The organism is Synechococcus sp. MIT S9452 (genome assembly GCF_047304245.1).
Classification (GTDB): domain Bacteria; phylum Cyanobacteriota; class Cyanobacteriia; order PCC-6307; family Cyanobiaceae; genus RCC307.
Genome location: NZ_CP138956.1, coordinates 961,668 through 985,841, shown reverse-complemented (window position 1 = coordinate 985,841; position 24,174 = coordinate 961,668). Strand labels below are relative to the sequence as shown.

Below are 24,174 nucleotides of genomic sequence, written 5' to 3'. Positions count from 1 at the left end.
CTAGGATCAGGCCTGCCTCAGCGCCGTTTCTAGTGACTGTCCATAGCCTCAGTGATGCCAACTTTCAGGCCGAGGTGATGGAGTATCCCGGACTGGTGTTGGTGGATGTGTGGGCCACTTGGTGCGGCCCTTGCCGCCTGATGGCGCCGTTGATGGATTGGGCCGCCAGCACCTATGGCGAAGGCCTCAAGGTGGGCAAGCTGGAGGCAGACCCGAATCCCACCAGCCGCGATGCTCTGCAGGTGCAGGGGTTGCCGGCTTTGGTGCTGTTCCGCAATGGCCAGGAATTGGCGCGCCATGAAGGCGCCATGGCGCAGCCCCAGTTGAAGGCCTTCTTGGATGCCCATCTCTGAGCGTCTCGGGCAACTGGGCTCCGGTGTTTTTGGCCGGGTTGATGCCGAAAAACGCAGTTATCGCTTCTCAGAGCAACAGCAGCAGCGTCCGCTGATTGATTTGTCCCTGGGGAGCTCGGATCTCAAGCCTCCCGCTCGGCTGCTCGAAGTGATGGCCGAGGCCATCGCTGAGCCCCCCAGCAGCCGCTATTGCCTGCAGGCGGCCACCGCCCCCTTTCGCCAGGCCGCAGCTGCCTGGGTTGAGGGGCGCTTTGGTGTGCCGGTAGATCCGGAGCAGGAAATTCTGCTGTTGGTGGGCTCCCAGGAGGGCACTGCCCACCTGCCATTGGCGGTGCTGAATCCCGGTGATCCGGCCTTGGTGCTGGATCCCAGCTACCCCAGCCATGCCGGTGGGGTGGCCCTGGCTTCGGGCCAGTTAGTGCGCCTGCCGCTGCGGTCTGATCAGGGCTGGCGCCCAGCCTTTGAGCAGCTCAGCGATGAGCAGCAGCGGCAGTTGCGTTTGTTGGTGCTGGGCTATCCCCACAACCCCACGGCCACCACGGGTTCGCAGCAGTGGTTGGAGCAGGCCATGGCCATCGCTCAGCGCAGTGATGCGGTGCTGGCCCACGACAACCCCTATGTGGATTTGGCTCTCGACGGGGAATCTCCAGCGTTGCTGCGCTGTGAGGGCTGGCGTGAGCGGGGCATTGAGTTTTTCTCCTTCTCCAAAGGCTGGTGCCTGGCTGGCTTTCGCCTGGCATTTGCCGTGGGCGCTCCGGCCTTGATCGAGGCCTTGGCCCGGGTCAAAGGGGTGGTGGATTTCAATCAGTCGCTGGCCCTGCAGGCTGGCGCCATTGCGGCACTGCAGGAGTTCCCGGATTGGCCGCGGCAGTTGTGCGATCGCTACCGCCAGCGCCGCGATCACATGGCCGAATTGCTCACGGCCGCGGGTTGGACGGTGCCCAACAGCTCGATGGCCCTCTACCAGTGGCTTCCCATCCCCGAGCCCCTGCGTGATCTCGGCAGTGAAGCGGCTGCCCAGTGGCTGCTGCGCAGCAGTGGTGTGGCGCTCACCCCAGGGGTGGGCTTTGGCCCCAGCGGGGAAGGCTGGTTGCGGCTGGCGTTGGTGTCCGATGAACCGGTGCTGGAGCAGGCCAGTAGCCGCCTGCAGTTGGCCCTGGAGCAGCGCACAATCTGAAATTATTCCCACGATGAGAAAACATTGAGACCCGTGCGACGCATGGTGAAAGCATCTGCATCCCCGCCATGAATCTCTGGAGCCCTTGGTTAGATCCCGCTGGCGACAGCCTGCGCGGTGTTGCCCCTGAGCGCTATGCCTTGGCGGCTGGTCCCGAGGGGCAATATCTGCGTTTGGCAGCTGATGACAGCATCGAGACGGTCCAGAGTTTGGAGCATGCCTTCCAGTTCCACACCCACGAAAAGGCCGTGGACACCGCTCGCTCGGTTGCTGCTGTGCTGCGCCGTCCTGTGGATGTGATCAAGCTGCTTTGAGGCAGCCAGTCCCGTTGCTGCTGCCCTGGCGCCTGCGCTACCTGCCGCTGTGCGCCAGCACCGAACAGGATTTAAGCCGCTGCTTGCAGCAAGGGGCCCAGCCGCCGCTGGCGGTGGTGGCTCGCCGGCAGCGCTATGGGGTCGGTCAGCACGGCCGCCAGTGGCAATCCCCCGCTGGCGGGCTTTGGCTGAGTGCGGCGATCCCCTGGCAGCGGCCGCTTTCCCCTGCAGCTGCTGAGCAGTTGCCCCGTCGCATGGCCGCCGCCCTCTCCGCTGAATTGGCGCCATGGACAGCAGAGGCCAGTCCCCCACTAACGATCAAATCCCCCAACGATCTGATGGTGGGTCAGCGCAAATTGGCCGGCGTGTTGAGCTCGGTGACTTGGCGCGGGGGTCAGCCGCGCCTGTTGCGCTTTGGCATTGGCCTCAATGGCCGTCATCCCATTGCTCCGCCAGGCATCACCCTCGAGCAATGGCTCAACGGGCGTTGTCCCCGCTTTGATCAATTGCTGCTCATTGGCCTGGGCTCCATCGAACGGCTGGCCCGTGAGGCCGGCAACTGGGACACTGAGCCGATCGTTTGATCTGTTGTGTTGCTCTCCCTGTTGCTGTTCGCCCAGGTGGTTGGTCAGGGGTTTGATCGCTCCCTGGAACAGTTGGAGCGTCAGCAGATCATTACCCCGGCAGAACGGCGGCGGGTGCAGATGGGTTCTCCCTCCTCAACCCCAAGCTCAGCCCTGGTGCGTCTTTGCCAGCGCGGTGATGGAGCTGTGAGCCGGCGTGAATGCATTGGGGGTGGTCCAAACCCATTACGGGTGCCTGTTTCAGCGCTACTGGGTGGTCCAGGCGGCAGCTTTTCTTTGGATCAGGTGTTACGGGTCACCCCGAGGCCAGCTCCATTGGGGGGCAATGGCAATCAGGCCCTGCTGTTCCCCTTGATTGGATCGGCCTTCACCAGCAGCGGTTTTGGCTGGCGCCAGCACCCCGTGCTGGGTGGCTTGATGCTCCATGCCGGCCGAGATCTGGCGGCTCCGCAGGGCACCCCCGTGGTGGCGGCCCTGGGCGGAACGGTGCGTTCAGCCGGACTGGCTGGCGGCTATGGCGTGGCCGTCGAGCTGGACCACCAGCAGCCCCAGCGTCAGCGCACCCTGTATGGCCATCTCTCGGAGCTCTATGTGGAGCCTGGCGATGCTGTGCAACAGGGGGAGGTGATTGGCCGCGTGGGCAGCACGGGCTTGAGCACTGGCCCCCATTTGCATTTCGAATTGCGCCGCCCGCAAGCCGGTGGCTGGGTGGCCGTTGATCCCGGCCGCCTCCTGCCCGATGGCATGGAGGTTGATCCAGCCGGTGCCGTGGCGGCCCTGCTCAATCAGATGCTGCGCGGACTGGAGCGCTGAGGCTCAGTTGGCGATGCGCCCATCGCGGAATAGCACACGCTGTTTGGCTCGCTCGGCCACATCGTGCTCGTGGGTCACCAGCACCACGGTCATGCCATCGCCGTTGAGCTGATCAATGATCTCCAGCACATCGGCGGTGGTTTCTGAATCCAGGGCCCCGGTGGGCTCATCGGCGAGTAGCAGGGCGGGGCGGTTGATGATCGCCCGGGCAATCGCCACCCGTTGCTGCTGGCCGCCGCTGAGTTGGTTGGGCTTGTTGCGCAGCCGCTGGCCCAGGCCCACCCGCTGTAAGGCCTCTACGGCCCGCTGCTGCCGTTCTTCTGCGGGCACATTGGCGTACACCATGGGCAGCTCAACGTTTTCCTGGGCCGAGAGATGGCCGAGCAGGTGGAACTGCTGAAAGACAAAGCCCAGGCAGCGGTTGCGCAGGATCGCGAGGGCGTCATCACTGAGGCCATCTACCTGTTGGCCCTGCAGCAGGTAGCTGCCGCTGCTGGGCCGATCGAGGCAGCCCAGGATGTTCATCGCCGTGCTTTTGCCTGAGCCGCTGGCGCCCATCACGGCGATGTAATCGCCGGCTTCAACGGTGAGGTTGAGGTCGTTGACCGCCCTCACCTCCGTGTCGCCGCTGCCATAGACCTTGTGGATGTGGCGCAGTTCCGCCACCGTGTTGCTGCCCATCTCAGCCGGTGGGCAAATGGCCGCCGTTGCTAATCACCTGTTGCAGCAACGGTGTGCCTTCCACCGCCGCATTGGCCCAGGTGAATAGGGGATTGGAGAGCACACCGCCAATGGCGGTCACTGCCACGCAGAACACCAGGGCGGCCCGGAGCGGTTGTAAACCCGGCAGGTTCCAGGTGGGCGCTGGGTAGTCCTTGATGACGTCAGAGGCCTCTTGGGGCTCTTTGACCACCATCATCTTGATGACGGAGATGTAGTAATAGATCGACACCACAGACGTCACCAGGCCCACCACCACCAGCAGGTATTGGCCATCGGCCCATCCGGCAAAGAAGAGGTAGATCTTGCCGAAAAATCCGAGCATCGGTGGGATGCCGCCCAGCGAGAGCAGGCAAAGGCTGAGGCCCAGGGTGATTAACGGATCTTTTTGATAGAGGCCGGCGTAGTCGGAGATGCGATCGCTGCCGGTTCGCAGCGAGAACAGGATCACGCAGGCAAAGGCCCCCAAATTCATGAAGAGGTAGGCCGCCATGTAGAGCACCATCGCGGCGAAGCCTTCTTCAGTGCCGCAGACCAGGCCAATCATCACGAAGCCCGCCTGGCCGATGGAGCTGTAGGCCAGCATCCGCTTCATGGATGTCTGGGCCAGGGCCACCACATTGCCCAGGGTCATGCTGAGCACGGCCAGCACGGTGAACAGCAGTTGCCACTGGGTCTGGAAGCTTTCAAAGCAGCCCACTAGCAGGCGCAGAGCCAAGGCGAAACCAGCGGCTTTGGAGCCCACCGAAAGAAAGGCCACCACCGGTGTGGGGGAACCCTCATAGACGTCGGGGGTCCACTGGTGGAAGGGCACCGCCGAGATCTTGAAGGCCACCGTGGCCAGCACAAACACCAGAGCCAGAGCGCTTAAAGGCGTAACGCCAGCTCCCTGCAGGGAGATGGTGATGGCATCGAGATTGGTGGAGCCGCCACTGACGCCGTAGAGCAGCGAGGTGCCATACAAAAAGACGGCTGCAGCGGCTGAACCCACCAGCAGATATTTCAGGGCGGCTTCTGAGCTGCGGGCATCGCGCTTCATGTAGCCCGACAGCAAATAGCTGGACACCGACAGGGTTTCCAGGGCCACAAAGATGGAGACCAGATCCGTGGCGCCGCAGAGCAACATCGCCCCCACCGTGGCGGCCATCAAGATCGCGGCGTACTCACCCACTGGCGTTCCGGCGCGCTCCACGTAGCGCCAACTAATCAGCAGCGACAGCAGGGTTGAGGTGGCTACCACAGCGCGGAAGGCAACGCCGAGGTTGTCGGTAATAAAAGAGGAGAAAAAGGCATCGGCCGTGGGCTCGCTCCACTGCAAAGCCAGCAGCACCAAGCTGGTGCCCAAGCCGGCGTAACAAAAGGGGGGCACCAGGCGCGCCGCTGTTTTCTCACCCGCCAGATCCGCCAAAAGGCAGGCCACCAAAGCGATCAAGATGGCAGCTTCAGGCGCAATGGCCCCGGCGTTGAGGGACTGGGCCAGGCTCTCCATCTGCGCGCAGCACTGTTTCGTACTAAGCCGGATGGTAGCCCTCTCCCCTTGAGGGCTCGGATCTACCCTTCGGATTCGGACTCCCCTGCGTTCGGCTGCTGCCGCCTGTGCCCAACACCCTCGTCATCGTCGAGAGCCCCACGAAGGCCCGCACCATTCGCGGCTTCTTGCCACGCACCTTCCGCGTGGAGGCGTCGATGGGCCATGTGCGCGACCTCCCCAACAACGCCAGTGAGATCCCGGCGAGCCACAAGGCTGAGAAATGGGCCAAGACCGGCGTCAACACCGAAAAAGATTTCGAACCGCTCTATGTGGTTCCTAAAGACAAGAAAAAGATCGTCAAAGAGCTCAAGGACGCCCTGAAAGTGGCCGATGAGTTGCTGCTCGCAACCGATGAAGACCGCGAAGGGGAATCGATCAGTTGGCACCTGCTGCAGCTGCTGAACCCCAAGGTGCCGGTGAAGCGCATGGTGTTCCACGAGATCACCGAAGAGGCGATCAAGCGCGCCTTGGGCCAAACCCGCGAGCTCAACATGGAGCTGGTGCATGCCCAAGAAACCCGGCGCATCCTTGATCGCTTGGTGGGCTACACGGTTTCGCCGCTGCTCTGGAAGAAGGTGGCCTGGGGGCTCTCGGCCGGCCGCGTGCAATCGGTGGCGGTGCGGCTGCTGGTGCAACGGGAGCGGGCCCGGCGTGCCTTCCGCAGCGGCAGCTACTGGGATCTCAAGGCCCAGTTGAAGCATGAGGGCATCAGTTTTGAAGCCAAGCTCAGCCATCTCGCTGGTGAGCGCATTGCCACCGGGGGCGATTTCGATGAGAGCACCGGTGCCATCAAGGCCGGAACCAAGGTCAAGCTGCTCAGCGAAGCCGATGCCCAAGGGCTGCTGAAGGCCATCGATGGCAAAACCTGGTCGGTGGCCGACGTTGAGGAAAAACCCACCACCCGCCGGCCGGCACCGCCCTTCACCACCAGCACCCTGCAGCAGGAGGCCAACCGAAAACTGCGCCTTTCCGCTCGCGAAGCGATGCGCACGGCCCAGGGCCTCTATGAGCGCGGCTACATCACCTACATGCGCACCGACTCGGTGCACCTCAGCGAGCAGGCGATCACGGCGGCCCGCAGCTGCGTGTCTGATAAGTACGGAGCTGATCACCTCAGCCCGCAACCGCGCCAATACACCACCAAAAGCCGCAATGCCCAAGAGGCACACGAGGCCATCCGGCCCGCGGGTTCCAGCTTCCGCACGCCAGCTGAATCCGGTCTCAAGGGCCTCGATCTCTCCCTTTATGAGCTGATTTGGAAGCGCACTGTCGCCAGCCAGATGGCCGATGCCCGGCTGACCATGGTCAGCGCCCAGATCGAGGTGGAGAACGCCCGTTTTCGCGCCAGTGGCAAGCGCATTGATTTCGCCGGCTTCTTCCGCGCCTATGTGGAGGGCAGCGATGACCCGGATGCCGCTCTGGAAGGCCAAGAGGTGCTGCTGCCCACCCTGCGCAGCGGCGATCACCCCAGCTGCCAGAGCTGCGAACCCCACGGCCACCAGACCCAGCCCCCCGCCCGTTTCAGCGAAGCGGCCCTGGTGAAGATGCTCGAAAAAGAGGGCATTGGCCGCCCCTCCACCTACGCCTCGATCATCGGCACCATCTGCGATCGCGGTTACGCCACCCTTCAGAACAACTCCTTGACCCCCAGCTTCACGGCCTTTGCCGTGACCGCTCTGCTGGAGGAGCACTTCCCGGATCTGGTTGATCCCAGCTTCACGGCGCGGATGGAGAACACCCTCGATGAGATCTCCAATGGCTCAGCGGAGTGGCTTCCCTACCTCGATCACTTCTTCCGCGGCGACAAAGGCTTGGAGCAACAGGTGGCCAAGCGCGAGGGGGATATTGATCCAGTGGCCTCCCGCACGATCGCGCTCGATGGCTTGCCCTGTGTGGTGCGAATCGGCCGGTTTGGTGCCTATCTCGAGGCCAAGCGCCCCGGTGAAGACGGCGAGGAGGAGCTGATCAAAGCCACCCTGCCCCAGGACCTGACGCCCGCTGATCTCGATAGTGATCAGGCGGAATTGCTGCTCAAGCAGAAGGCCGATGGCCCTGAAAGCCTGGGCGAAGATCCCGCCACCGGTGAGGCCATCTATCTGCTGTTTGGCCAGTACGGCCCCTACGTGCAGCGCGGCCAGGCCAGCGAGGAGACCCCCAAGCCCAAGCGGGCTTCGTTGCCTCGGGGCACCAAGCCCGAAGACGTGACCTTGGAGATGGCCAGTGGCTTGCTGCAGCTGCCCCGGCTGCTCGGTGAGCACCCTGAAGGCGGCAAGGTGCAAGCGGGCCTGGGCCGTTTTGGTGCCTATGTGGTTCACGACAAAGGCAAAGGCGAGAAGGACTACCGCTCCCTCAAGGCCGATGACGATGTGCTGGAGGTGGGCTTTGAGCGCGCCATGGAGCTGCTGTCGATGCCCAAGCGGGGCCGCGGCGGCCGCACGGCCCTGAAAGCCCTCGGCACGCCCGATGGCAGCGATGAGGCGATTCAGCTGTTTGATGGCCCCTATGGGCTGTATGTGAAGCAGGGCAAGGTGAACGCGTCCCTGCCCGAGGGCACCACCGCCGAGACCATCACCCTCGAGCAGGCCGTTGAATTGCTGGAGGCCAAGGCCGCCACCAAAAAATCCAGCCGCAAGAGCACAGCCAAGAAAAAGCCTGCGGCCAAAAAACCAGCGGCCAAAAAACCTGCAGCACCGCGCACCACCAAGACGGGCCGGCTGCGGGCTAGTGCTGTGCGGGTGATCAAGGCTGCCGACAGTTGATGGCGCGGCCCCTGCTTGTTGGGCTGCTGCCACTGCTGCTGGTGGGGTGCAGCAGCACGCCCCTGGGTCAGCAGTTGGGGGCCAGCTTTGATGCGCCGCCTGCAGCCGAACCCAAGCCAGCGGCCAAGTTGGAGCCGGCTATCAAGCCCGTTCCGCTGCAACAGCCCAAGGCAGATGAGCCCAAAGCCGACCCTGAGCCGGCCCCCCAGGCTGAACCGGCCGCGGACGCCACAGCAGAGCCAGAGCCAGAGCCCAAGGCTGAGCCTGAGCAGGCGGCTGAGCCCCGGGATCCCCAGCCCTATCGCGTCATCCTGCGGCTGCCATCGGCGGATCCTTCCGCACCTGCTGAAGCGGTGACCAAAGCCTTGCGGGCCGCTGGCTTGCCCTTTGAAGTGGAGACCATCGAGCGGCTTCAGCCCGCAAAGCAGCCATGAGCCCACGCCAGATGACCGAGACGGCCTACATGGCCGCCAGCACCGGTCTGCTGTGGGTGGCGATCTACTACTTGCCCATCGGCGATGCCCTGTTTCGTCTGGCGATCCCGTTGCCGCTGGTGCTGTTGCAGTTGCGCCATGGCGGCCGCACGGCCTTGGAGGGTGTAGCGGTCACGGTGCTGCTGCTCACCGTGTTGATGGGGCCGGTGCGCGGGCCGTTGATGCTGTTTCCCTATGGGCTGCTCTCGCTGTGGCTGGGTTGGTGTTGGCGCCGCCAATGCAGCTGGTGGTTCTCCATGGCCGTGGGCGTGCTGATTGGTGCGGCGGGCTTTTTGGTGCGGGTGGCGCTGGTGTCGCTGCTGTTGGGGGAAAACCTCTGGGTCGTGATCACAGGCGCGGCCTCGGGCCTGCTTAATGGCCTGGCCGATCGCCTGCAGCTACCGGTGGCTCCCACCCTCGATCAGGTGCAGGTGGCGGCGTTGCTGCTCGTGCTGGCGCAAAACATGGTGTATTTGCTGGCCCTGCATGCCGTGGCCTGGTGGGTGTTGCCGCGTTTGCGTCAGGCCATCCCCGACCCACCCCGGCTGCTGCGCCCCCTGCTGGCCCTTGACCCCTCCTGATCGCTGGCCGGCTCGAGCTCAAGCCGCGCTGCACCATGGTCAAGCCCAGCTGCTGTTGGTGCTGGCGGGCACGCAAACAGCTGCCGTGCCTGGGATTTCAGCAGCGGGTGCCACGCCCGATAGCCGCCGTTTCACCGCCGCTGCCGATGCTGAATTGCTCTGGGGCGGCCCCGATGGCCACAGGCCCCATGCGCTGCCGCCCCTGCCAGCGGGCGTCAGCCCCGCGTTGATCAGCTGGGTGGCGCAGCAGCAGCTGCGCTTGCCGCTGGTGGTGGCTGATGCCGGAGCCTTCGTGGCCCCAGCGGTGCCTCACCTGCAGTTGGGGCTGCCGCCAGCGGCTTGCCTCAGCAGCGGGACGGCCATGGCTCCAGCGGTGGTGGAGCGTTTGTTGCAGCGCGGCCGCCAGTTGGGCCGCGGCTTTCGCCAGCGCTTCCCGGAAGGATTACTTGTGCTCGCTGAGTGCGTGCCGGGCGGCACCAGTACCGCTGAAGCCCTGTTGCGCGGCTTGGGCGTCGATGCCGCTGGGGTGGTGAGCGGCAGCTTGCGCCAGCCTCCCCACAGCCTGCGTGGCGCCTTGGTGCAGCAGGGCCTCGATGCGATGACAGCCCGCGGCATCAGTGCTGCAGCGCCCCTGGAGGTGTTAGCGGCGCTGGGGGATCCCTTTCAAGCCATGGCCTTGGGGGTGTTGCAGGGCCTGTTGCTCCCGGCCAAGGGGGAAGGGCCCCAGGCCCTGCTCGCTGGCGGCAGCCAGATGCTGGCGCTGACGGGGCTGTGGATGGCCAGCCTCAGCCAGGCCGAGCGGGCGTCTTGCCAGGGGCAACTGGCTGTTGTCACCACCTCCTGGGTGATGCAGGAGCCGGGGAGCAACCTCGAGCTGCTGGCGAACCGATTGGCTGCGGTGTGGGGGGTGCGGCCGCCGCTGTTCAGCAGTGCCTTGCGCTTCGATGGCTGCCAGCAGCAGGCGCTGCTCGATTACGAGAGTGGTTACGTCAAAGAGGGTGTGGGGGCCGGCGGGCTGGCCTGGTTGACGCAGCTGGCGGGCCTGGACCCGCAGGCCCTTGCTGCCGCCTGTGATCAGGCCTGCGGGAAGCTGCTTAAGGTCGAGCCATGAGAGAGCGGCTGACCCGGCGCCATTGGATGCTGTTGGCGGGCAGTGGCTTGCTCGCCGCTTGCTCTGGAACAAGCCAGAAGCTGGTTGTGCAAGAAGGCCTGGTGCCTTCTGCTTGGCTGCGGCGTTTGCCGCGCAGTTGGCGCGCCGAACCCATCGATTGGCGCCAGAGTTTGCCGGCGTGGCCTAGTGGCAGCCGTTGCCTAGCGCTCACCGATGGCTGGGCGATGGCCAACCAGCCGCTGGCGGCGCAGGCTTGGCCGCAAGAGGCCCGCGATGGGCTGTTGCCTTTGGCCCAACCGCTGCTGCCCTATGGCCTGCCCGTGGGGTTTGGCCCTTGGCTGTTGGTGCTGCGCAACCGCCGCGATCTACTTGCCGGTGGCGGGGAGGAGCGGGGCTGGTCGTTGCTGCTGGATCCCAGCCTGCGGCAGCAGGTGGTGCTGCCCGCCAGCGCGCGTGTGGTGCAGGAGATTGCCAAGCGCATTGGCGATCCGGCTGAAAGCCTTGCCCGGTTGCGTCAGCAGGCCCTGGGCTTTGGTGATCGCGATGGGCTCACCGTGCTGCTGCATGGCGATGCGCAAGCGGCGGTGTTGCCCAGCCGCGCGGTGATTCCCCAGCTCAGCCGCGACACCCGCTTGCAGGCGCTGCTGCCGGCCAGTGGTGCTCCGCTGTGGTGGGCCCTGCTGCAACAAACGGCCCAGGGGGCGCCGCCGCCGCTGCAGTGGCTGCTGGATCCGCGCCGTTCACCGCTGCTGGATCAATTGCTGCGCGCTGGCTTCACGCCGCCGCTGCAGAGGTCAACGCTGGAGGCCGCCTTGGCGCGCCAACCCCATGCCGAGCTGTTGCTGCCAACAGAGGATGTGTTGCAGCGCTGCACCAGCCTGTTGCCCTTAGCCCCAGAGCCGGCGCCGCGGGGGTGAGGCCAGGCGCTGGTGGGTGTCGGCCAGCAGCTCGGGGATGGCCAGGTGATGGGGGCAGCGGGGCAGGCAGTCGCCGCACTCTTGGCAGGCCGCAGCATCGATCTCTTCAAACCAATGGCCGGCCTGGCCGATCAAGCCATAGCGCTCTTTGGCAAAGCTCTCCATGCCGTGCCCCACCGCCAGGTTGCGGAGCCGCAGCAGCTCGGGGATCGGCAGCTGTTGCGGGCAGGGCAGGCAGGCCCGGCATTGGCCGCAGGCCTCCGCCCCAAGCCGCTGCTGCTGCTGTTGATGGAGCCGCTCGAGGGCCGCCTGCTCCAGCTCCGATAGCGGGCCTCCATCCAGCCCGGCCCAGTGCAGCTCAGCGGGTTCGGCTGCTCCCAGGGTGAGGGTGCTGATGCCGCGGGCCAGTAGGAAGCGGTAGGCCAATTGCAGCGGCTCGAGAGGGGTGCAGGCCTGGCGTAGCAGCTCCGGTGGATCAAACAGCCGGCCCCCTTTATCGGCAGGTGAAATCGCCATCACCCCCAGGCCCTTGGCCAGGGCTTCCTCGGCTAATGGCAGCCGCGCTGGATCGAACAGATGCAAGTGCAAGCTGGCAAAGCTGAACCGGCCCGAGCGGATCGCTGCTGCGATCAAGGCATCGCTGCCGTGGGAGCTGAAGCCCACCTGATCGGTGAGCCCTTCCTCTAAGGCCCAGCTGAGCAGCTCGTGGCCGGGGCCCTGCAAGGCCCAATCGAGGTGCTCCGTGCGGTTGATGCCATGCACTGCCAGGTTGTCGAGCCGCTCCAGCCCCAGCTGCTCGAGGCTGCGCCGCAGCTCGTCTTGGGCGCTGGCCAGGCTTTGGCTTGGCAGCACTTTGCTGGTGATCACCAGCTGCTGGGGGCTGAGCCCCAAGCGGCGGATCGCTTGGCCCACATAGCGCTGGCTGGGGCCATAGGCCGGCGCGGTCTCGAGGTGATTGATCCCAGCCGCGACTGCTGCCTCCACCACGGCCTCCAGTTGGCCAGGCGATTGCAGGGCGCGCATGGTGCCCAAGGTGAACAGCGACACCGGCTTCCCCGATCCAAAGGGGCGCCGCTGCGGCTTAATCGAGCCCGTCGTCATCGAGAGGGGGCTCAGAATCGGGTTGGGCGAGCCCTTGCTGGCGGATCAACTCTGCTGGGCTGAGGCCTTCGACAAAGCGATGGAAATCCTCCACCTCCTCGGCATCGGCTTCGGCATCCACTGGGATGGAGGCATCGCCTACCACCTCCTCCAACATCCAGAGGCTGCTGCCGGTGCGCAGGGCTAAGGCAATCGCATCACTGGGCCGGCAATCGATGGCGTGCTCCTCGCCCTCCTCATCGTTGAGCTTCAACACCGCCAAAAAGGTGCTGTCTTCGATGGCGTGAATCACCACCTTGGTGAGCTCGAGGCCACCAACGGCCAGCAGGGTGGCCATCAAGTCGTGGCTGAGGGGCCGCGGTGGCTCCTTGATGTGCAGCCCCGCCAGGATGTTTTGCGCTTGGGCTTGATCAATCCAGATCGGCACCTGACGCCGGCCCGACGGATCGCGCAACAACACGATCGGGCTGCGGCTGGCGGCATCGAGGGCAATGCCTGCAACGCTCATCTCCACCATTTGGTGGTGCTGGCTGCTGCGACGATTATGGCCAGATCAGCCACGTGGTAACTGCTCAGTGTTTACCGGATTGGTCCAGGCCGTTGGCCGGCTGCAGTCGCTGCCGGATGCGGTGCGCGTTAGCTGGTCGCCGCAGCATTGGACGGCCGAGGGCTTAGCTGTTGGCGACAGCGTCGCCGTTGATGGGGTTTGCCTCACGGCGCGAAAGCTGTTGGAGCACGGCTTTGAAGCTGATGTCAGCCCCGAGACGTTGTCCCGCACCACCTTGGGGGAGCGGGCCCGCAGCGGCGCAGCCGTCAATCTTGAGCCGGCCTTGCGCTTGGCTGATCGCCTCGGCGGTCATCTCGTCAGTGGCCACATCGATGGCTTGGGGCGGGTGGAGTCGATCAGCCGCCAGGGCCACTCCTGGGATCTGCAGCTGGCTTGGGACGACCCCCGCTTGGGCCGCTACATCTGCGAGAAGGGCAGCGTGGCCGTCAATGGCATCAGCCTCACGGTGGCGTCGTGCTATCACGACGGCGCCAGCTTCAGCTTGGCCGTGATCCCCCACACCTGGGAGCAAACGACACTGCAGGAGCTGCGCTGCGGTGATGCCGTCAATCTGGAAGCGGATTTGCTCGCTAAATACGTGGAACGGCTCCTGCCCGGGTCGGCATCAACTGATCTGACCCCCCAGTGGATGGCCGAGAATGGTTGGAATGTCTAGCTTTTGGGGGCGTCCCTCGCTCCCATGTTCAAATCATTCACGATCGCGGAGGGCATCCTGCTGATCGTTCTCGGCGTTCTGGCTTTGATCGCTCCCATCAAAGCCTCCTTCATCGTTACCGCCGTTTTGGGTGTTGTCTTCCTGGTGGGAGGCATCATCGGCTGGATCAACAACCTCAGCCGCAGCCGCGGCATGAAGGGTTGGTTGGTGTTTTGGCGTCTGGTCGTCTCCACCCTGTTCCTGGTGGCTGGCTGGACCATCCTTGATCAGTTCTCAACCGGAGCCATCGATGCGGCCGCCCAGGTGGCCACCCTCAGCTTGGCTGTGGGCATCGTTTTTTTGGTGGAAGGTATCGTCGCCATCATTGCCTCACTGGGTCACCAGGAGGTGGAAGGCTGGCGCTGGGGTTTAGCCAACGGAATCATCACCTTGATCCTGGGCTTGATCATCCTGTCGATGAAGGCCTTTGGTCTGCTCTCGGTGCTCGGAATCCTGGTGGGAATCAGCTTCATCTTCTCGGGGATTGATCTGATCGCCTTCGCCAGCAGCTTCCACGGACCTGACGACAACGATGGCCCTCAGGCATCGGCTGCCTGATCGCTCGGCTCATCGTCTAGGGCTGCCTCATCCACGACGAGATCGTCGGGAAGGCGCAGCCAAATGGTGCCGGTTTCCTCGTGCAGTTCGATCTTGCACTCCTGGCCCGGCACCAATCCCAATTTTCGGGTGTAGACATTGCCCACCAAGAGGTTGCCGTTGCCGTGCACCTTGGTGCGGTATTCCGCTTGCCGGCCGCGGCTGCCGCTGCTCTCCTTTCCCGGAAAGACGAACCCTTTGGCTTCCACCAAGGCTCGCAGAAACGCTTTTTTCAGCACGCGGCCGCTGTTGCCGGTGTAGCCGCAGGCGCGGGCAATTTGATCGGGTGCGCGATCACTCAGCTCACCGGCCCGCTTCAGCAGGGCATCGCCCACCAGTGGCTGCGTGCTCTCCATGATCGGCTGCGAGATCGTTTGATTCTGCCGCTTGTTGCTTACAGCAGATAGAGCAGGCCAAACAACACCACCCAGATCACATCCACAAAGTGCCAATACAGCTCGGCAGCCGCGAGGCCGAAGTGGTCTGAGGGGGTGAAGCGCCCGGGTTCTCGGGCCTGGAACCAAACAATCAGGATCATCAGGGCCCCGAGGGTCACGTGCAGGCCGTGAAAACCAGTCAGCGCGTAGAAGGTGCTGGCATAGAGGTTGTCGGTGAGGCCAAAGGGGAGCTCGAAGTACTCCACCATTTGCCCGCCGAGGAAGCTCAGCCCCATCACGGCCGTTAGCAACAGCCAGCCGCGGCAGGCGCCCATGGCACCGCGCATCAGCTCCTTGCTGGCCCGGTGGAAGGTGAAGCTGCTGGCGATCAAAATCGCCGTGTTGATCACCGGCAGAACCAGCTCGAGTTCATAAATCGCCCCTGGCGGCAGGGGGTTCACGGCCCGATAGGTGAGGTAAGCAGCAAAGAAGCCGGCGAAGGTCATGCCATCGGCCACCAAAAAGGTGGCCAGCCCAAACATGCGCAGATCGGGATGCTCGCCATGGCCATGGCCATCGCTTTCGTGGTCATCCTGCTGCTGCAGATCGGTGTCAATTGGGGTGGTGGTGGTCATGGCTGCTGCCTCCAGAGATCTTGGCCTCGGGCTTGGTTCACATCGATGCGCCCCTCACTGCTGCCGTAGCCATAGGGCTCTTCAACCAGCGGGGCTGCGCCAATCCAGTTCTCCACTGGTGGGGGCGAACTGGTGAGCCACTCAGGTGTGAGGGCGCGCCAGGGGTTGGGCCCAGCGGCTGGACCCTGCAGCAGGCTCATCACCACATTGATCAGGAAGGGCAGGGTGCTGATCGCCATCAGCAGGGCGCCCACGCTGCTGATCTGATTGATCAAGCTGAATTGTGGGTCGTATTCCGCCACCCGGCGCGGCATGCCGTTGAGGCCAAGCCAGTGCTGCGGGGCAAAGCAGAGGTTGAAGCCAATGAACGTGAGCGCCAGGTGCAGCCGCCCCAGGTCTTCATTGAGCATGCGGCCACTGAATTTGGGGAACCAGTGATAGATCGAGGCAAAGATCACAAACACCGTGCCGCCGTAGACGATGTAGTGGAAGTGGGCCACAACGAAGTAGGTGTCGTGCACATGCACGTCGAAGGGCACCTGAGCGAGGGCTACACCGGTGATGCCGCCAAACACGAACTGCAGGATGAAGGCGCAGGAAAACAACATGGCGCTATTGAGCGCGAGTCGCCCCTGCCAGAGGGTGGCAATCCAGTTGAAGAACTTGATCCCCGTTGGAACGGCAATAAAGGCTGTGGCGATGGTGAAGAACAACCGCATCCAGGGCGGTGTGCCACTGGTGAACATGTGATGGGCCCAAACCACTAGGCCCAAGATCACAATCGCCATGATCGAATAAACCATCGTCACGTAGCCGAACAGCGGCTTGCGTGCGTGCACCGGCAGGATTTCGCTCACCAGACCAAAGGCTGGCAGCACCATGATGTACACCGCTGGGTGCGAATAGAACCAAAACAGGTGTTGATAGACCACGGCATTGCCGCCGGCTGCTGGGTTGAAAAAGCCTGTGTGGGCCACGATGTCGAGGCTCAGCAGAATCAACGTTCCGGCTAAGACCGGCGTGGCGAGCACCACCAAGATGCTGGTGCCGAGCATGGCCCAGCAGTACATCGGCAGCATCATCAGCTTCAGCCCCGGCTGACGGAACTTGAGGATCGTGGCGATGAAATTGATGCCGCCAAAGATCGAACTTCCCCCCAGCAGAAGCACACTCACAATCCAAAGGATTTGCCCCATCGCGGGGGTGGTGAGGCTCAGCGGCGGGTAGGCCGTCCAGCCCGATTGCGCTGCGCCACCGATGAAATAGCTGCTGATTAACAGCAGGCCCGACGGCGGGATCATCCAGAAGGCCACCGCATTGAGGCGCGGGAAGGCCATGTCACGAGCACCCACATAGAAGGGGATGAGGTAGTTGCCAAAGCCCCCATTCACCACCGGCACGATCCAGAGAAAGATCATCACCGTGCCGTGCAGGGTGAGCACCTGGTTGTAGGTGTCACGGCTGACGAAGTCGGAGATCGGTGTGGCGAGCTCGGTGCGGATGACACCCGCCAGCGCACCACCAACGAAATAGAAGAGAAAACCGCAGACGATGTACTGAAGCCCGATCACCTTGTGATCAAGGCTGAAGCTGAAGTAGCGCAGCCAGCCCGTGGGTTGCAGCCGCAACGGTTGGGGGCTGGGGCTCGGGGGAGAGGCGATGGTCATGACAGGGTGGCGGGGGTGTTGGTTTCCACCCAGGTGGCGAAGCTTTCGGGCTCATCAACCACCACGTGGGAGCGCATGCCGCCGTGGTATGGACCACAGAGCTCAGCGCAAACGATCGGGTAATCGCCGGTTTGGTTAGCGGTGAAGGTCAGCACGGTGGGTTGGCCCGGGATGATGTCCTGCTTGATGCGGAATTCCGGCACCCAGAAGGCGTGGATCACATCGTTGGCCTTCATCCGCAGCTCCACGGCTTGGCCGCTGGGCACATGCAGCTCGCCGCTGGTGATGTTCTGCTCGGGGTAGTGGAAGACAAAGGCGAACTGCAGCGCGGTGACCTCCACTGGCAAGACGGCTTCGTTGCTGCTGGCTGGGGCAATGCCGCCCCAGATGCGCTCCTCATCTCCCGGCTGGCTTTGGCGCACCGAGGCCAACTCAGCGGCGTGGTGATCCATGCCGTGGGCGTTGAGGTCGGTCATGCCGCCCATACGGTCGTAAATGTCGTAGCTGTAGATGCCTAAAAACAACACAACAACGGCAGGAATGGCGGTCCAAAACAACTCAAGCGAAAGATTCCCTTCCACTGGAGGCCCATCTTGTTGATCACCATCACGCCGGCGAAAGCGAATCAGGCTGTAAACAACAACCCCAGTCATGCCAACTAGCAACATCGTGCCAATGGCCAGCAATACCCGAAACAGTTCGTCGTAAACGGGTGCATTGGTGCTGGCACTAGCGGGTAGCCAATTGACATCGTTGGCGACCCATTGCCCCAGCAGAACCAGGGCCATGCCAGCAATCAGGGTGATGATTGCCGATGGAATGCGCATGGCGCACTCTCTAAAAAGCTGACATCAACCTATGGGATATCTCTGGGAGCTCAAGAGGAACAAAACGGAAGATTTCACGAGTTGATCTTGAAAACCTGACGCGTTGAACAACAACACAAGCTCTTAAGTATTCGCGGTACTTTCCGAAAGATGTGATCGCTACGTTTCAGATATTCCTCTCGCCAGAGAATCATCGGCATGGGCCTTGGCGTCCTGTCAATTTCGAACAGCCGTTCACCGTTCACGGCCCTGTCGCTCTGCCGGCAGTTGGTGGTGGCGCTGATCGCTTTGGTGGCGATCGGTGGTGCAACGCGGGTGATGGAGGCCGGTCTGGCTTGCCCGGATTGGCCCCTTTGCTACGGCAGCTTGCTGCCGGCGAAGCAGATGAGCCTCCAGGTGTTTCTGGAGTGGTTCCATCGCCTCGATGCCTTTTTTGTGGGCATTGGCCTGATCGTGTTGCTGGCCATGGCGCTGATCGATCGCGATCAGCTGCCCCGATGGCTCCCTTGGGTGAGTGGTTTGGCGCTGCTGCTGGTGGCGCTGCAGGGAGCCCTTGGCGCCCTGACGGTGACCCAGCTGCTGCGCTTTGACATCGTCAGCGCCCATCTCGCCACCGCCCTGCTGTTGGTTGCCCTGCTCAGCGGCACCGCCCAGATGTTGCAGCCCCATGCGGTGGCCCCTCGGCCTCCGCTGGCTCAACCGCTCTGCGCCGCCGCAGGGGTTGTGCTCTACGGCCAATGCATTGCTGGCGCCCTGATGGCCACCCAGTGGGCCTCGGGCCGTTGCCTGCGCTTGGCCGAAGGCTGCGCTTGGCTCTCGGCCCATCGCAGCTTGGCTACCCCCGCAGCGGCCTTGGCCCTGCTCAGCGTGTTGTTGGTTTTGGCCCTGCCCAGCCCAAAGCCGGCCCGGCGCCTGTTGACGTTTGCCGGGGTGCTGGTGGCGGCTCAGGTGCTCTTGGGTGTTCTCACCTTGCGCCTGTCGCTGTCTGAGCCCCTGGTCACCGTTGGCCACCAACTGGTGGCGGCGTTGTTGATCGCCACCTTCTCGGCGGCTGCCGTTGCCCTACGGCCTACTCCATCACCTGCGTTGCGTCATGGCTGAAGTGCCCATTGCTGCCCCTGCCTCGATCCGCGACGAGGTTGTTCCCAGTCGCAAGCGGGTCAAGTTGCCGCCATGGCTGGAGATCGCCAAGCCACGCCTGATCCCGCTGCTGCTGGCCACCACCCTCGGTGGCATGGCGCTCAGTGAGAGCTGGCCGCTTCCCTTGCCGCGGCTGGCCTGCACCTTGGGCGGCGGTGCCCTCGCTGCCGCTGCTGCTGGCGTTCTTAATTGCCTCTGGGAAGAGCAGCTCGATGGCCAAATGCAGCGCACCAGTGGTCGCGCCCTGCCGTCGGGTCGGCTCAGCGGCAGCCAGGCGTTTTTAATCGCTGTGGCCTTGGCCTGCGGCGCCTCGCTGCTGCTGGTGGCCGGTGTGAACTGCCTGGCTGCTGGCCTCTCGCTGCTGGGCTTGTGCAGCTATGTGCTGCTCTACACGATCGTTCTCAAGCCCCGCACCACCCGCAACATCGTCATCGGTGGAGTCGCCGGTGCGATTCCGCCGTTGGTGGGAGCGGCTGCTGCCACCGGCCATGTGGGGCTCGGGGGCTGGTGGTTGTTCGGCCTGATAATTCTGTGGACGCCGGCTCATTTCTGGGCTCTCGCCTTGTTGCTTGCCGACGACTACCGCTCGGTTGGCATTCCGATGCTCCCCGTCGTCAAAGGCCCTGAGGTCACCGGCCGTGCCATCAATCGCTACGCCTACGCCACCGTTGCCGCCAGCCTGCTGGGGGTGCTGACCCTGCCCAGTGGCGGACTGTTCTATGGATTGATGGTGTTGCCCTTCAACGGCCGCCTGCTGCAGATGGCCCAGCGCCTGGGTGAACTGCCCGATGACAAGCAGCGGGCCAAGGGGCTGTTCCGTTGGTCGATCCTCTATCTGTTTGGCATCTGCCTGTTGTTGCTGCTGGCCCGCACGACCATGGCGGCTGATTTCAGCAACCAGCTGATCAGCTTGCTCACCCTGCCGGCTGCATCTGCTTTTTAAGCTGGGCCGACGTTGACAGCCGCCGTGATTCAGCTCGATCAGCTCAGCAAGCGCTATGGGGCCCTGCAGGCCCTCGATGGGGTGAGCTTGAACGTGCCTGCCGGCTGCCTCTATGGCTTGCTTGGCCCCAATGGCGCGGGCAAGACCACCTGCTTGCGGATTCTCTGCACCCTGCTGGCCCCCGATGCCGGCTCGGTGCAGATCGCTGGAATCGATGCCTTGGCCGATCCCCGCGCGGCCCGCGAGCAACTGGGTTACGTGGCCCAAGAGGTGGCGATCGACAAGATCCTCAGTGGCCGCGAGCTCTTGCAGCTGCAGGCCAGCCTGTATCACCTGGATTCCGTCACCAGTCGTCGCCGCATTGCTGAGCTCACCGAATTGCTGGGCATGGGCGAGTGGCTGGATCGCCGCTGCGGCACCTATTCCGGTGGCATGCGCCGGCGCCTGGATTTAGCCAGTGGGCTGCTGCATAGCCCTGCGGTATTGGTGCTTGATGAGCCCACGGTGGGGCTTGATATCGAGAGCCGCGCTGCGCTGTGGCAAGTGCTGCAACAACTGCGCGATGACGGCACCACGATTCTGCTCAGCAGCCACTACCTCGAAGAGGTTGATGCCTTGGCGGATCGTCTGGCGATCCTTGATGGCGGCCGTGTGATTGCCGAGGGCTCGCCCGAGTCGCTCAAGCGTGATCTCGGCGGTGATCGCGTCACCTTGCGGGTGCGCGAATTCGCCACGCCCCAAGAAGCGCAGCAGGCCCAGAGCGTTTTGCAGCAACTCGATGGCGTGCGCCAGGTGGTGATCAACCGCGCCCAGGGCCATGCCATCAACCTTGTGGTGGAGGGCGAGGGTGCCGCGTTGCTGGATCGTTTGCGCCAGCAGCTGGAGGAGGCCTCAGTGCCGGTGTTCTCGTTGGCGCAAAGTCGCCCCAGCCTGGATGATGTCTACCTTCAAGCCACCGGCCGCACCTTGATGGATGCGGAGTTGGCTTCGGTGTCCAGCCGCGACCCCAAGGCCGAGAAAAAGCAAGCCATGCGTTGAGCTGGCCCTGTCCCCCTGTTTGCTGTCATGACCGTCGCCCCAGCCGCTCAGCTCAGCCAGGAGACCCTGGCGCTCACCAAGCGGCTGTTTGTGCAGCTGCAGCGCCGCCCTTCCACCTTGGTGGCGGGAGTGCTGCAGCCGTTGATCTGGTTGGTGCTCTTTGGTGCCCTGTTCGCCAATGCTCCCGATGGCTTGATTCCAGGGGGCGTGAGCTATGGCCGCTTTTTGGGGGCTGGGGTGATCGTGTTCACCGCTTTCAGTGCTGCCCTTAACGCCGGGCTGCCGGTGATGTTTGACCGCGAATTTGGCTTTCTCAATCGCCTGTTGGTGGCGCCCTTGCGCTCGCGCTACTCGATCGTGCTCGCCTCGGTGCTCTACATCACCAGCCTTTCCCTGGTGCAGAGCCTGGCGATCATGGCGGCCGCCTGGGGCCTGGGTTATGGCTGGCCCGGTGGCGCTGGGTTGCTGGTGGTGTTGTTCACCTTGCTGCTACTGGTCGCTGCGGTCACCGCCCTCAGCCTGGGTTTGGCCTTTGCCTTGCCGGGCCATATCGAGTTGATCGCTGTGATCTTTGTGGCCAACCTGCCGCTGCTGTTTGCCAGCACAGCGCTGGCCCCGATCAGCTTCATGCCGTCCTGGTTGGGCTGGCTTGCAGCCTTGAATCCCCTTACCTTCGCGATTGAACCGATACGCGCGGCGTATTTGGGGCAATTCAGCCTCAATGCGGTGGTGCTGGAGGCTCCCTACGGCTCCCTTACGGCAGCCCAGTGTCTCTCGGCTCTGCTGATCCTGTCGGCGGCTCTGTTCGTGTCCATCCGGCCTTTGTTGGACCGGAAGCTGAGCTGATCTTGTGCCTGCTGTCTTTGTTTCGCCCCGCCTCCGTGAGCGTCAGCTCCGGGAAGCTCTGCAAGAAGCCCTCCAACAGCAGGACAGCGCAGCGCTGCGCCAGCTGAGTGATCGCCTGGTGCATCGCCATGGCCCTCGGCAGCTGCAGCGTTGGATGCAGGCCCTCGCCAGCGAGCCGCAGCAACTGTTCTGGAGCCAGGCCTTGGCGCAGCCACCCAAACCGGTGCCGCAGCCCAGCGTCACGCTGGACGAGCCCCCGGTTGTTGAAGAACCCCTCCCTGTTGAGGAGACGATCACTGCTGAGGGCACTGCGGCGCCCGTTGAAGAGCCGCTCGAACAGCCTTCCGCACCAGCTCCGGCTCCAGCGCCGATCAAAACGGCGTTGCAGGGATGGTTACCCCAGTGGGATGGACCGCAAACCGACCGGCTCGCCTCGTGAACCAAGGCGCTGCGCTGGCCCTTCCTAAAGGCTTGATCGTCTCGGTGCAGGCCCCGGCTGGTTCGCCCATGCGGGATCCTGATGTGATTGCCGCCATGGCGGAAGCCAGCCTGCGCAATGGCGCGGTGGGGGTTCGCCTTGAGAGCCCAGAGCACATCGGCGCGGTGCGCCAGCGCTGTCCCAAGGCCTTGATCATTGGCCTGTGGAAGCGCACGTTTCCCGGGAGCTCCGTTTACATCACCCCGGGCTGGCAGGAGGTCTGTGCGGTCTGGTCGGCTGGGGCCGATGTGGTGGCGATCGATGCCACCGAGCGGCCGCGCCCTGATGGTGAGCCCTTGGCCGCACTGGTTGAGCGCGCCCGCCTTGACCTGGGGGCCCCTTTGATGGCTGATGTCGACAGCCTCGCCAATGGCCTTGAGGCGGCTCGTTTGGGCTGCCAATGGGTGGGCACCACCTTGTATGGCTACACCGAGGCCACCGCTGCGGCTCAGCCGCCCGCCTGGGATCTTTTGGGCCCCCTGCGTCAGCAACTCCCTGCCGGTGTTGGCTTGATTTGCGAAGGCGGTATCGCTTCCGCTGAAGCTGCCTCGCAAGCTCTGCGTTTTGGCGCTGATGCTGTGGTGGTGGGAACGGCGATCACCGGTGTTGACCTGCAGGTGCAGCGCTACAGCCGCGAACTCCAAAAACCAGTCACCAACTAAAAAAAGAGAGGTTTAAGGTTTCCTTTCGTATTCACCCATACCGCTGGGTTGGGTGCCTTCGGAGTTGCTATGGCTTACGCGCTGATTCCGGTGCTGCTTGCCAGCTTGGCTGGTTTACCAATGTCTGGACTGGACATGGGCAAGTTGCAGCAGCTGAACCAAGAACTGGGCCGCTTGTGCAGCAGCACTCCACCCCAGGAGGCGTTTCGCGTTTGCCAGATCCACGCGCGACTCGTGAATGGCGCTTAAGCAGGCCTGCAGCTGCGTGCTCGGGTCCTTAGGGTTAAAGAGATCTCGGCCTGATCGATGACCTTCCTGCTACTAGCAGCTCTGGGGGTGTTGATGGCCCTGATCTATCTGCCGCTGCGCATCTACCTCACCTTGACGGCCCGAGGCCGCCGGTTGAGGTTGCTGCAACGCATTCGCTTGTTGCGCCAGCAGCTTGGTGAAGAGCTCACCAGCCGCTCGCAGGTCTCCGGTTAGGCCATCACCATGCCGCCGTCCACCTGCAGCACCTGGCCGGTGATGTAGGCAGCGGCTGGATCAGCGGCCAAAAAGCGCACGGCACCGGCCACCTCATCGACTTCGCCGTAGCGGCCCAGGGGAATGGCATTGAGCAGTGCTTCAGCGGCCAGGTCTTTGGTCATGTCGGTGGCAATGAAGCCTGGGGCCACCGCATTGACGGTGATGCCGCGGCTGGCCAGTTCCCTTGCGGTGCTTTTGGTGAAGCCGATCACGCCAGCCTTGGCGGCGGCGTAGTTGGCCTGTCCGGCATTGCCCATCAGCCCCACCACCGAGGTGATGTTGATGATGCGCCCCTGCTTTTGCTTGAGCATCGTCCGGGTCACCGCCCGGGTGCAGAGGAACACGCCCGAGAGATTGAGATCCAAAACCGCCTGCCAGTCCGGGGTTTTCATCCGCATCAGCAGTCCATCGCGGGTGATCCCGGCATTGTTGATCAGCACATCGATGCGGCCGCTTTTCTCCAAAACGGCTGCCATTAGCTGCTCCACCTGGTCTTCTTGGCTGACATCAGCCTTGATGGCGTAGGCCTTGCCACCCGCGGCAGTGATGGCGCTCACCACCTGCTCGGCAGCATCCCCGGAGCTGGCGTAGTTCACCACCACTTCAGCGCCGGCTTCAGCCAGTTGCAGGGCGATGGCCCGGCCGATGCCGCGGCTAGCGCCCGTTACCAGGGCGGTTTGGCCGGCCAGGGGTGCCGAGGAACTCATGGGCTGCGCACGATTGAGGGGGATCGTACGGGTGCG

29 protein-coding genes are annotated in these 24,174 nt (G+C 63.7%); 20 read left to right on the top strand and 9 right to left on the bottom strand.

Annotated elements, in window-relative coordinates; translation table 11 throughout:
* Positions 1-77: 77 nt before the first annotated feature.
* The 5 genes from SIB46_RS05015 to SIB46_RS04995 all read left to right on the top strand — a co-directional run bounded on the left by SIB46_RS05015 (position 78) and on the right by SIB46_RS04995 (position 3,241).
* Complete coding sequence (locus tag SIB46_RS05015; RefSeq protein WP_413297714.1) at positions 78-353, top strand: thioredoxin family protein; 276 nt, start codon at positions 78-80, stop codon at positions 351-353.
* The gene (locus SIB46_RS05010; protein ID WP_413297432.1) at positions 340-1,530 is read left to right on the top strand and encodes an aminotransferase class I/II-fold pyridoxal phosphate-dependent enzyme; all 1,191 of its coding nucleotides are present in this window, start codon (positions 340-342) and stop codon (positions 1,528-1,530) included. Before SIB46_RS05015 ends, SIB46_RS05010 begins: the two co-directional genes overlap by 14 nt.
* Positions 1,531-1,598: 68 nt before the next feature.
* Positions 1,599-1,844 carry a hypothetical protein gene (locus SIB46_RS05005; RefSeq protein WP_413297431.1) on the top strand — a complete coding sequence of 82 codons (246 nt, stop codon included), beginning with the start codon at positions 1,599-1,601 and terminating at the stop codon, positions 1,842-1,844.
* A gap of 14 nt (positions 1,845-1,858) precedes the next feature.
* The gene (locus tag SIB46_RS05000) at positions 1,859-2,428 is read left to right on the top strand and encodes a biotin--[acetyl-CoA-carboxylase] ligase (protein ID WP_413297430.1); all 570 of its coding nucleotides are present in this window, start codon (positions 1,859-1,861) and stop codon (positions 2,426-2,428) included.
* A gap of 6 nt (positions 2,429-2,434) precedes the next feature.
* A complete protein-coding gene (locus SIB46_RS04995) occupies positions 2,435-3,241 on the top strand; it encodes a M23 family metallopeptidase (protein ID WP_413297429.1) in 807 nt (268 codons plus the stop codon).
* Positions 3,242-3,244: 3 nt separating this feature from the next.
* Here the strand turns inward: SIB46_RS04995 and SIB46_RS04990 are convergent, their stop codons facing one another.
* Both SIB46_RS04990 and SIB46_RS04985 read right to left on the bottom strand, forming a co-directional pair.
* A complete protein-coding gene (locus SIB46_RS04990) occupies positions 3,245-3,922 on the bottom strand; it encodes an ABC transporter ATP-binding protein (protein ID WP_413297428.1) in 678 nt (225 codons plus the stop codon).
* A 1-nt stretch (position 3,923) separates the two neighbouring features.
* On the bottom strand, positions 3,924-5,450 hold the full coding sequence (locus SIB46_RS04985; protein ID WP_413297427.1) for an NAD(P)H-quinone oxidoreductase subunit N: 1,527 nt from the start codon (positions 5,448-5,450) through the stop codon (positions 3,924-3,926).
* A gap of 107 nt (positions 5,451-5,557) precedes the next feature.
* On the opposite strand from SIB46_RS04985, the gene topA reads away from it, so the two are divergent.
* Genes topA through SIB46_RS04960 form a run of 5 tightly spaced genes read left to right on the top strand, consistent with a single transcriptional unit; the run spans position 5,558 to position 11,333 of the window.
* Positions 5,558-8,251 carry a type I DNA topoisomerase gene (gene topA / locus SIB46_RS04980; RefSeq protein ID WP_413297426.1) on the top strand — a complete coding sequence of 898 codons (2,694 nt, stop codon included), beginning with the start codon at positions 5,558-5,560 and terminating at the stop codon, positions 8,249-8,251.
* Complete coding sequence (locus SIB46_RS04975) at positions 8,251-8,685, top strand: hypothetical protein (protein ID WP_413297425.1); 435 nt, start codon at positions 8,251-8,253, stop codon at positions 8,683-8,685. Before topA ends, SIB46_RS04975 begins: the two co-directional genes overlap by 1 nt.
* A complete protein-coding gene (locus SIB46_RS04970) occupies positions 8,682-9,305 on the top strand; it encodes a DUF2232 domain-containing protein (protein ID WP_413297424.1) in 624 nt (207 codons plus the stop codon). Before SIB46_RS04975 ends, SIB46_RS04970 begins: the two co-directional genes overlap by 4 nt.
* Positions 9,292-10,416, top strand: a complete 1,125-nt coding sequence (locus SIB46_RS04965) for a nicotinate-nucleotide--dimethylbenzimidazole phosphoribosyltransferase (RefSeq protein ID WP_413297423.1) — start codon at positions 9,292-9,294, stop codon at positions 10,414-10,416. Before SIB46_RS04970 ends, SIB46_RS04965 begins: the two co-directional genes overlap by 14 nt.
* On the top strand, positions 10,413-11,333 hold the full coding sequence (locus SIB46_RS04960) for a twin-arginine translocation pathway signal (protein WP_413297422.1): 921 nt from the start codon (positions 10,413-10,415) through the stop codon (positions 11,331-11,333). Before SIB46_RS04965 ends, SIB46_RS04960 begins: the two co-directional genes overlap by 4 nt.
* Here the strand turns inward: SIB46_RS04960 and SIB46_RS04955 are convergent.
* Together SIB46_RS04955 and SIB46_RS04950 are read right to left on the bottom strand one after the other, a co-directional pair.
* The gene (locus SIB46_RS04955; RefSeq protein WP_413297421.1) at positions 11,304-12,434 is read right to left on the bottom strand and encodes an aldo/keto reductase; all 1,131 of its coding nucleotides are present in this window, start codon (positions 12,432-12,434) and stop codon (positions 11,304-11,306) included. The genes SIB46_RS04960 and SIB46_RS04955 overlap by 30 nt on opposite strands.
* Positions 12,415-12,951 (bottom strand): bifunctional nuclease family protein, encoded by a 537-nt coding sequence (locus tag SIB46_RS04950; RefSeq protein WP_413297420.1) that lies wholly within the window; start codon positions 12,949-12,951, stop codon positions 12,415-12,417. The genes SIB46_RS04955 and SIB46_RS04950 overlap by 20 nt, the downstream gene beginning before the upstream one ends.
* Before the next feature lie 58 nt (positions 12,952-13,009).
* Here SIB46_RS04950 and SIB46_RS04945 point away from each other — a divergent pair, with 58 nt between their 5' ends.
* Both SIB46_RS04945 and SIB46_RS04940 read left to right on the top strand, forming a co-directional pair.
* Positions 13,010-13,657, top strand: coding sequence for a riboflavin synthase (locus tag SIB46_RS04945; protein WP_413297419.1), 648 nt, complete (start codon positions 13,010-13,012; stop codon positions 13,655-13,657).
* 24 nt (positions 13,658-13,681) lie between these two features.
* Entirely contained in the window at positions 13,682-14,254 is a 573-nt protein-coding gene (locus SIB46_RS04940) for an HdeD family acid-resistance protein (protein WP_011935086.1), read from the top strand.
* Here the strand turns inward: SIB46_RS04940 and SIB46_RS04935 are convergent.
* The 4 genes from SIB46_RS04935 to coxB are packed head-to-tail and all read right to left on the bottom strand — an operon-like array spanning position 14,236 to position 17,799.
* Positions 14,236-14,649, bottom strand: coding sequence for an AbrB family transcriptional regulator (locus SIB46_RS04935; RefSeq protein WP_413297418.1), 414 nt, complete (start codon positions 14,647-14,649; stop codon positions 14,236-14,238). The two genes, SIB46_RS04940 and SIB46_RS04935, sit on opposite strands and share 19 nt — an antisense overlap.
* Before the next feature lie 38 nt (positions 14,650-14,687).
* Positions 14,688-15,305, bottom strand: a complete 618-nt coding sequence (locus SIB46_RS04930) for a heme-copper oxidase subunit III (RefSeq protein WP_413297417.1) — start codon at positions 15,303-15,305, stop codon at positions 14,688-14,690.
* Complete coding sequence (gene ctaD / locus SIB46_RS04925; protein WP_413297416.1) at positions 15,302-16,972, bottom strand: cytochrome c oxidase subunit I; 1,671 nt, start codon at positions 16,970-16,972, stop codon at positions 15,302-15,304. The genes SIB46_RS04930 and ctaD overlap by 4 nt, the downstream gene beginning before the upstream one ends.
* Positions 16,969-17,799: a cytochrome c oxidase subunit II gene (gene coxB, locus SIB46_RS04920; protein WP_413297415.1), complete on the bottom strand. Its 831-nt coding sequence runs from the start codon at positions 17,797-17,799 to the stop codon at positions 16,969-16,971. The genes ctaD and coxB overlap by 4 nt, the downstream gene beginning before the upstream one ends.
* A gap of 198 nt (positions 17,800-17,997) precedes the next feature.
* On the opposite strand from coxB, the gene SIB46_RS04915 reads away from it, so the two are divergent.
* The 8 genes from SIB46_RS04915 to SIB46_RS04880 all read left to right on the top strand — a co-directional run bounded on the left by SIB46_RS04915 (position 17,998) and on the right by SIB46_RS04880 (position 23,389).
* Complete coding sequence (locus tag SIB46_RS04915) at positions 17,998-18,900, top strand: COX15/CtaA family protein (RefSeq protein WP_413297414.1); 903 nt, start codon at positions 17,998-18,000, stop codon at positions 18,898-18,900.
* Entirely contained in the window at positions 18,893-19,882 is a 990-nt protein-coding gene (locus SIB46_RS04910; RefSeq protein ID WP_413297413.1) for a heme o synthase, read from the top strand. Before SIB46_RS04915 ends, SIB46_RS04910 begins: the two co-directional genes overlap by 8 nt.
* Before the next feature lie 24 nt (positions 19,883-19,906).
* On the top strand, positions 19,907-20,920 hold the full coding sequence (locus SIB46_RS04905) for an ATP-binding cassette domain-containing protein (RefSeq protein WP_413297412.1): 1,014 nt from the start codon (positions 19,907-19,909) through the stop codon (positions 20,918-20,920).
* Positions 20,921-20,947: 27 nt separating this feature from the next.
* Positions 20,948-21,766 carry an ABC transporter permease gene (locus SIB46_RS04900; protein WP_413297411.1) on the top strand — a complete coding sequence of 273 codons (819 nt, stop codon included), beginning with the start codon at positions 20,948-20,950 and terminating at the stop codon, positions 21,764-21,766.
* 4 nt (positions 21,767-21,770) lie between these two features.
* Entirely contained in the window at positions 21,771-22,205 is a 435-nt protein-coding gene (locus tag SIB46_RS04895; RefSeq protein WP_413297410.1) for a hypothetical protein, read from the top strand.
* The gene (locus SIB46_RS04890) at positions 22,169-22,906 is read left to right on the top strand and encodes an N-acetylmannosamine-6-phosphate 2-epimerase (RefSeq protein WP_413297409.1); all 738 of its coding nucleotides are present in this window, start codon (positions 22,169-22,171) and stop codon (positions 22,904-22,906) included. The genes SIB46_RS04895 and SIB46_RS04890 overlap by 37 nt, the downstream gene beginning before the upstream one ends.
* Before the next feature lie 69 nt (positions 22,907-22,975).
* Complete coding sequence (locus SIB46_RS04885; RefSeq protein WP_413297408.1) at positions 22,976-23,155, top strand: hypothetical protein; 180 nt, start codon at positions 22,976-22,978, stop codon at positions 23,153-23,155.
* Between the two features lie 57 nt (positions 23,156-23,212).
* Positions 23,213-23,389, top strand: a complete 177-nt coding sequence (locus SIB46_RS04880; protein ID WP_413297407.1) for a hypothetical protein — start codon at positions 23,213-23,215, stop codon at positions 23,387-23,389.
* Here the strand turns inward: SIB46_RS04880 and fabG are convergent.
* On the bottom strand, positions 23,386-24,138 hold the full coding sequence (gene fabG, locus SIB46_RS04875) for a 3-oxoacyl-[acyl-carrier-protein] reductase (RefSeq protein WP_413297406.1): 753 nt from the start codon (positions 24,136-24,138) through the stop codon (positions 23,386-23,388). The genes SIB46_RS04880 and fabG overlap by 4 nt on opposite strands.
* Between the last annotated feature and the right edge of the window lie 36 nt (positions 24,139-24,174).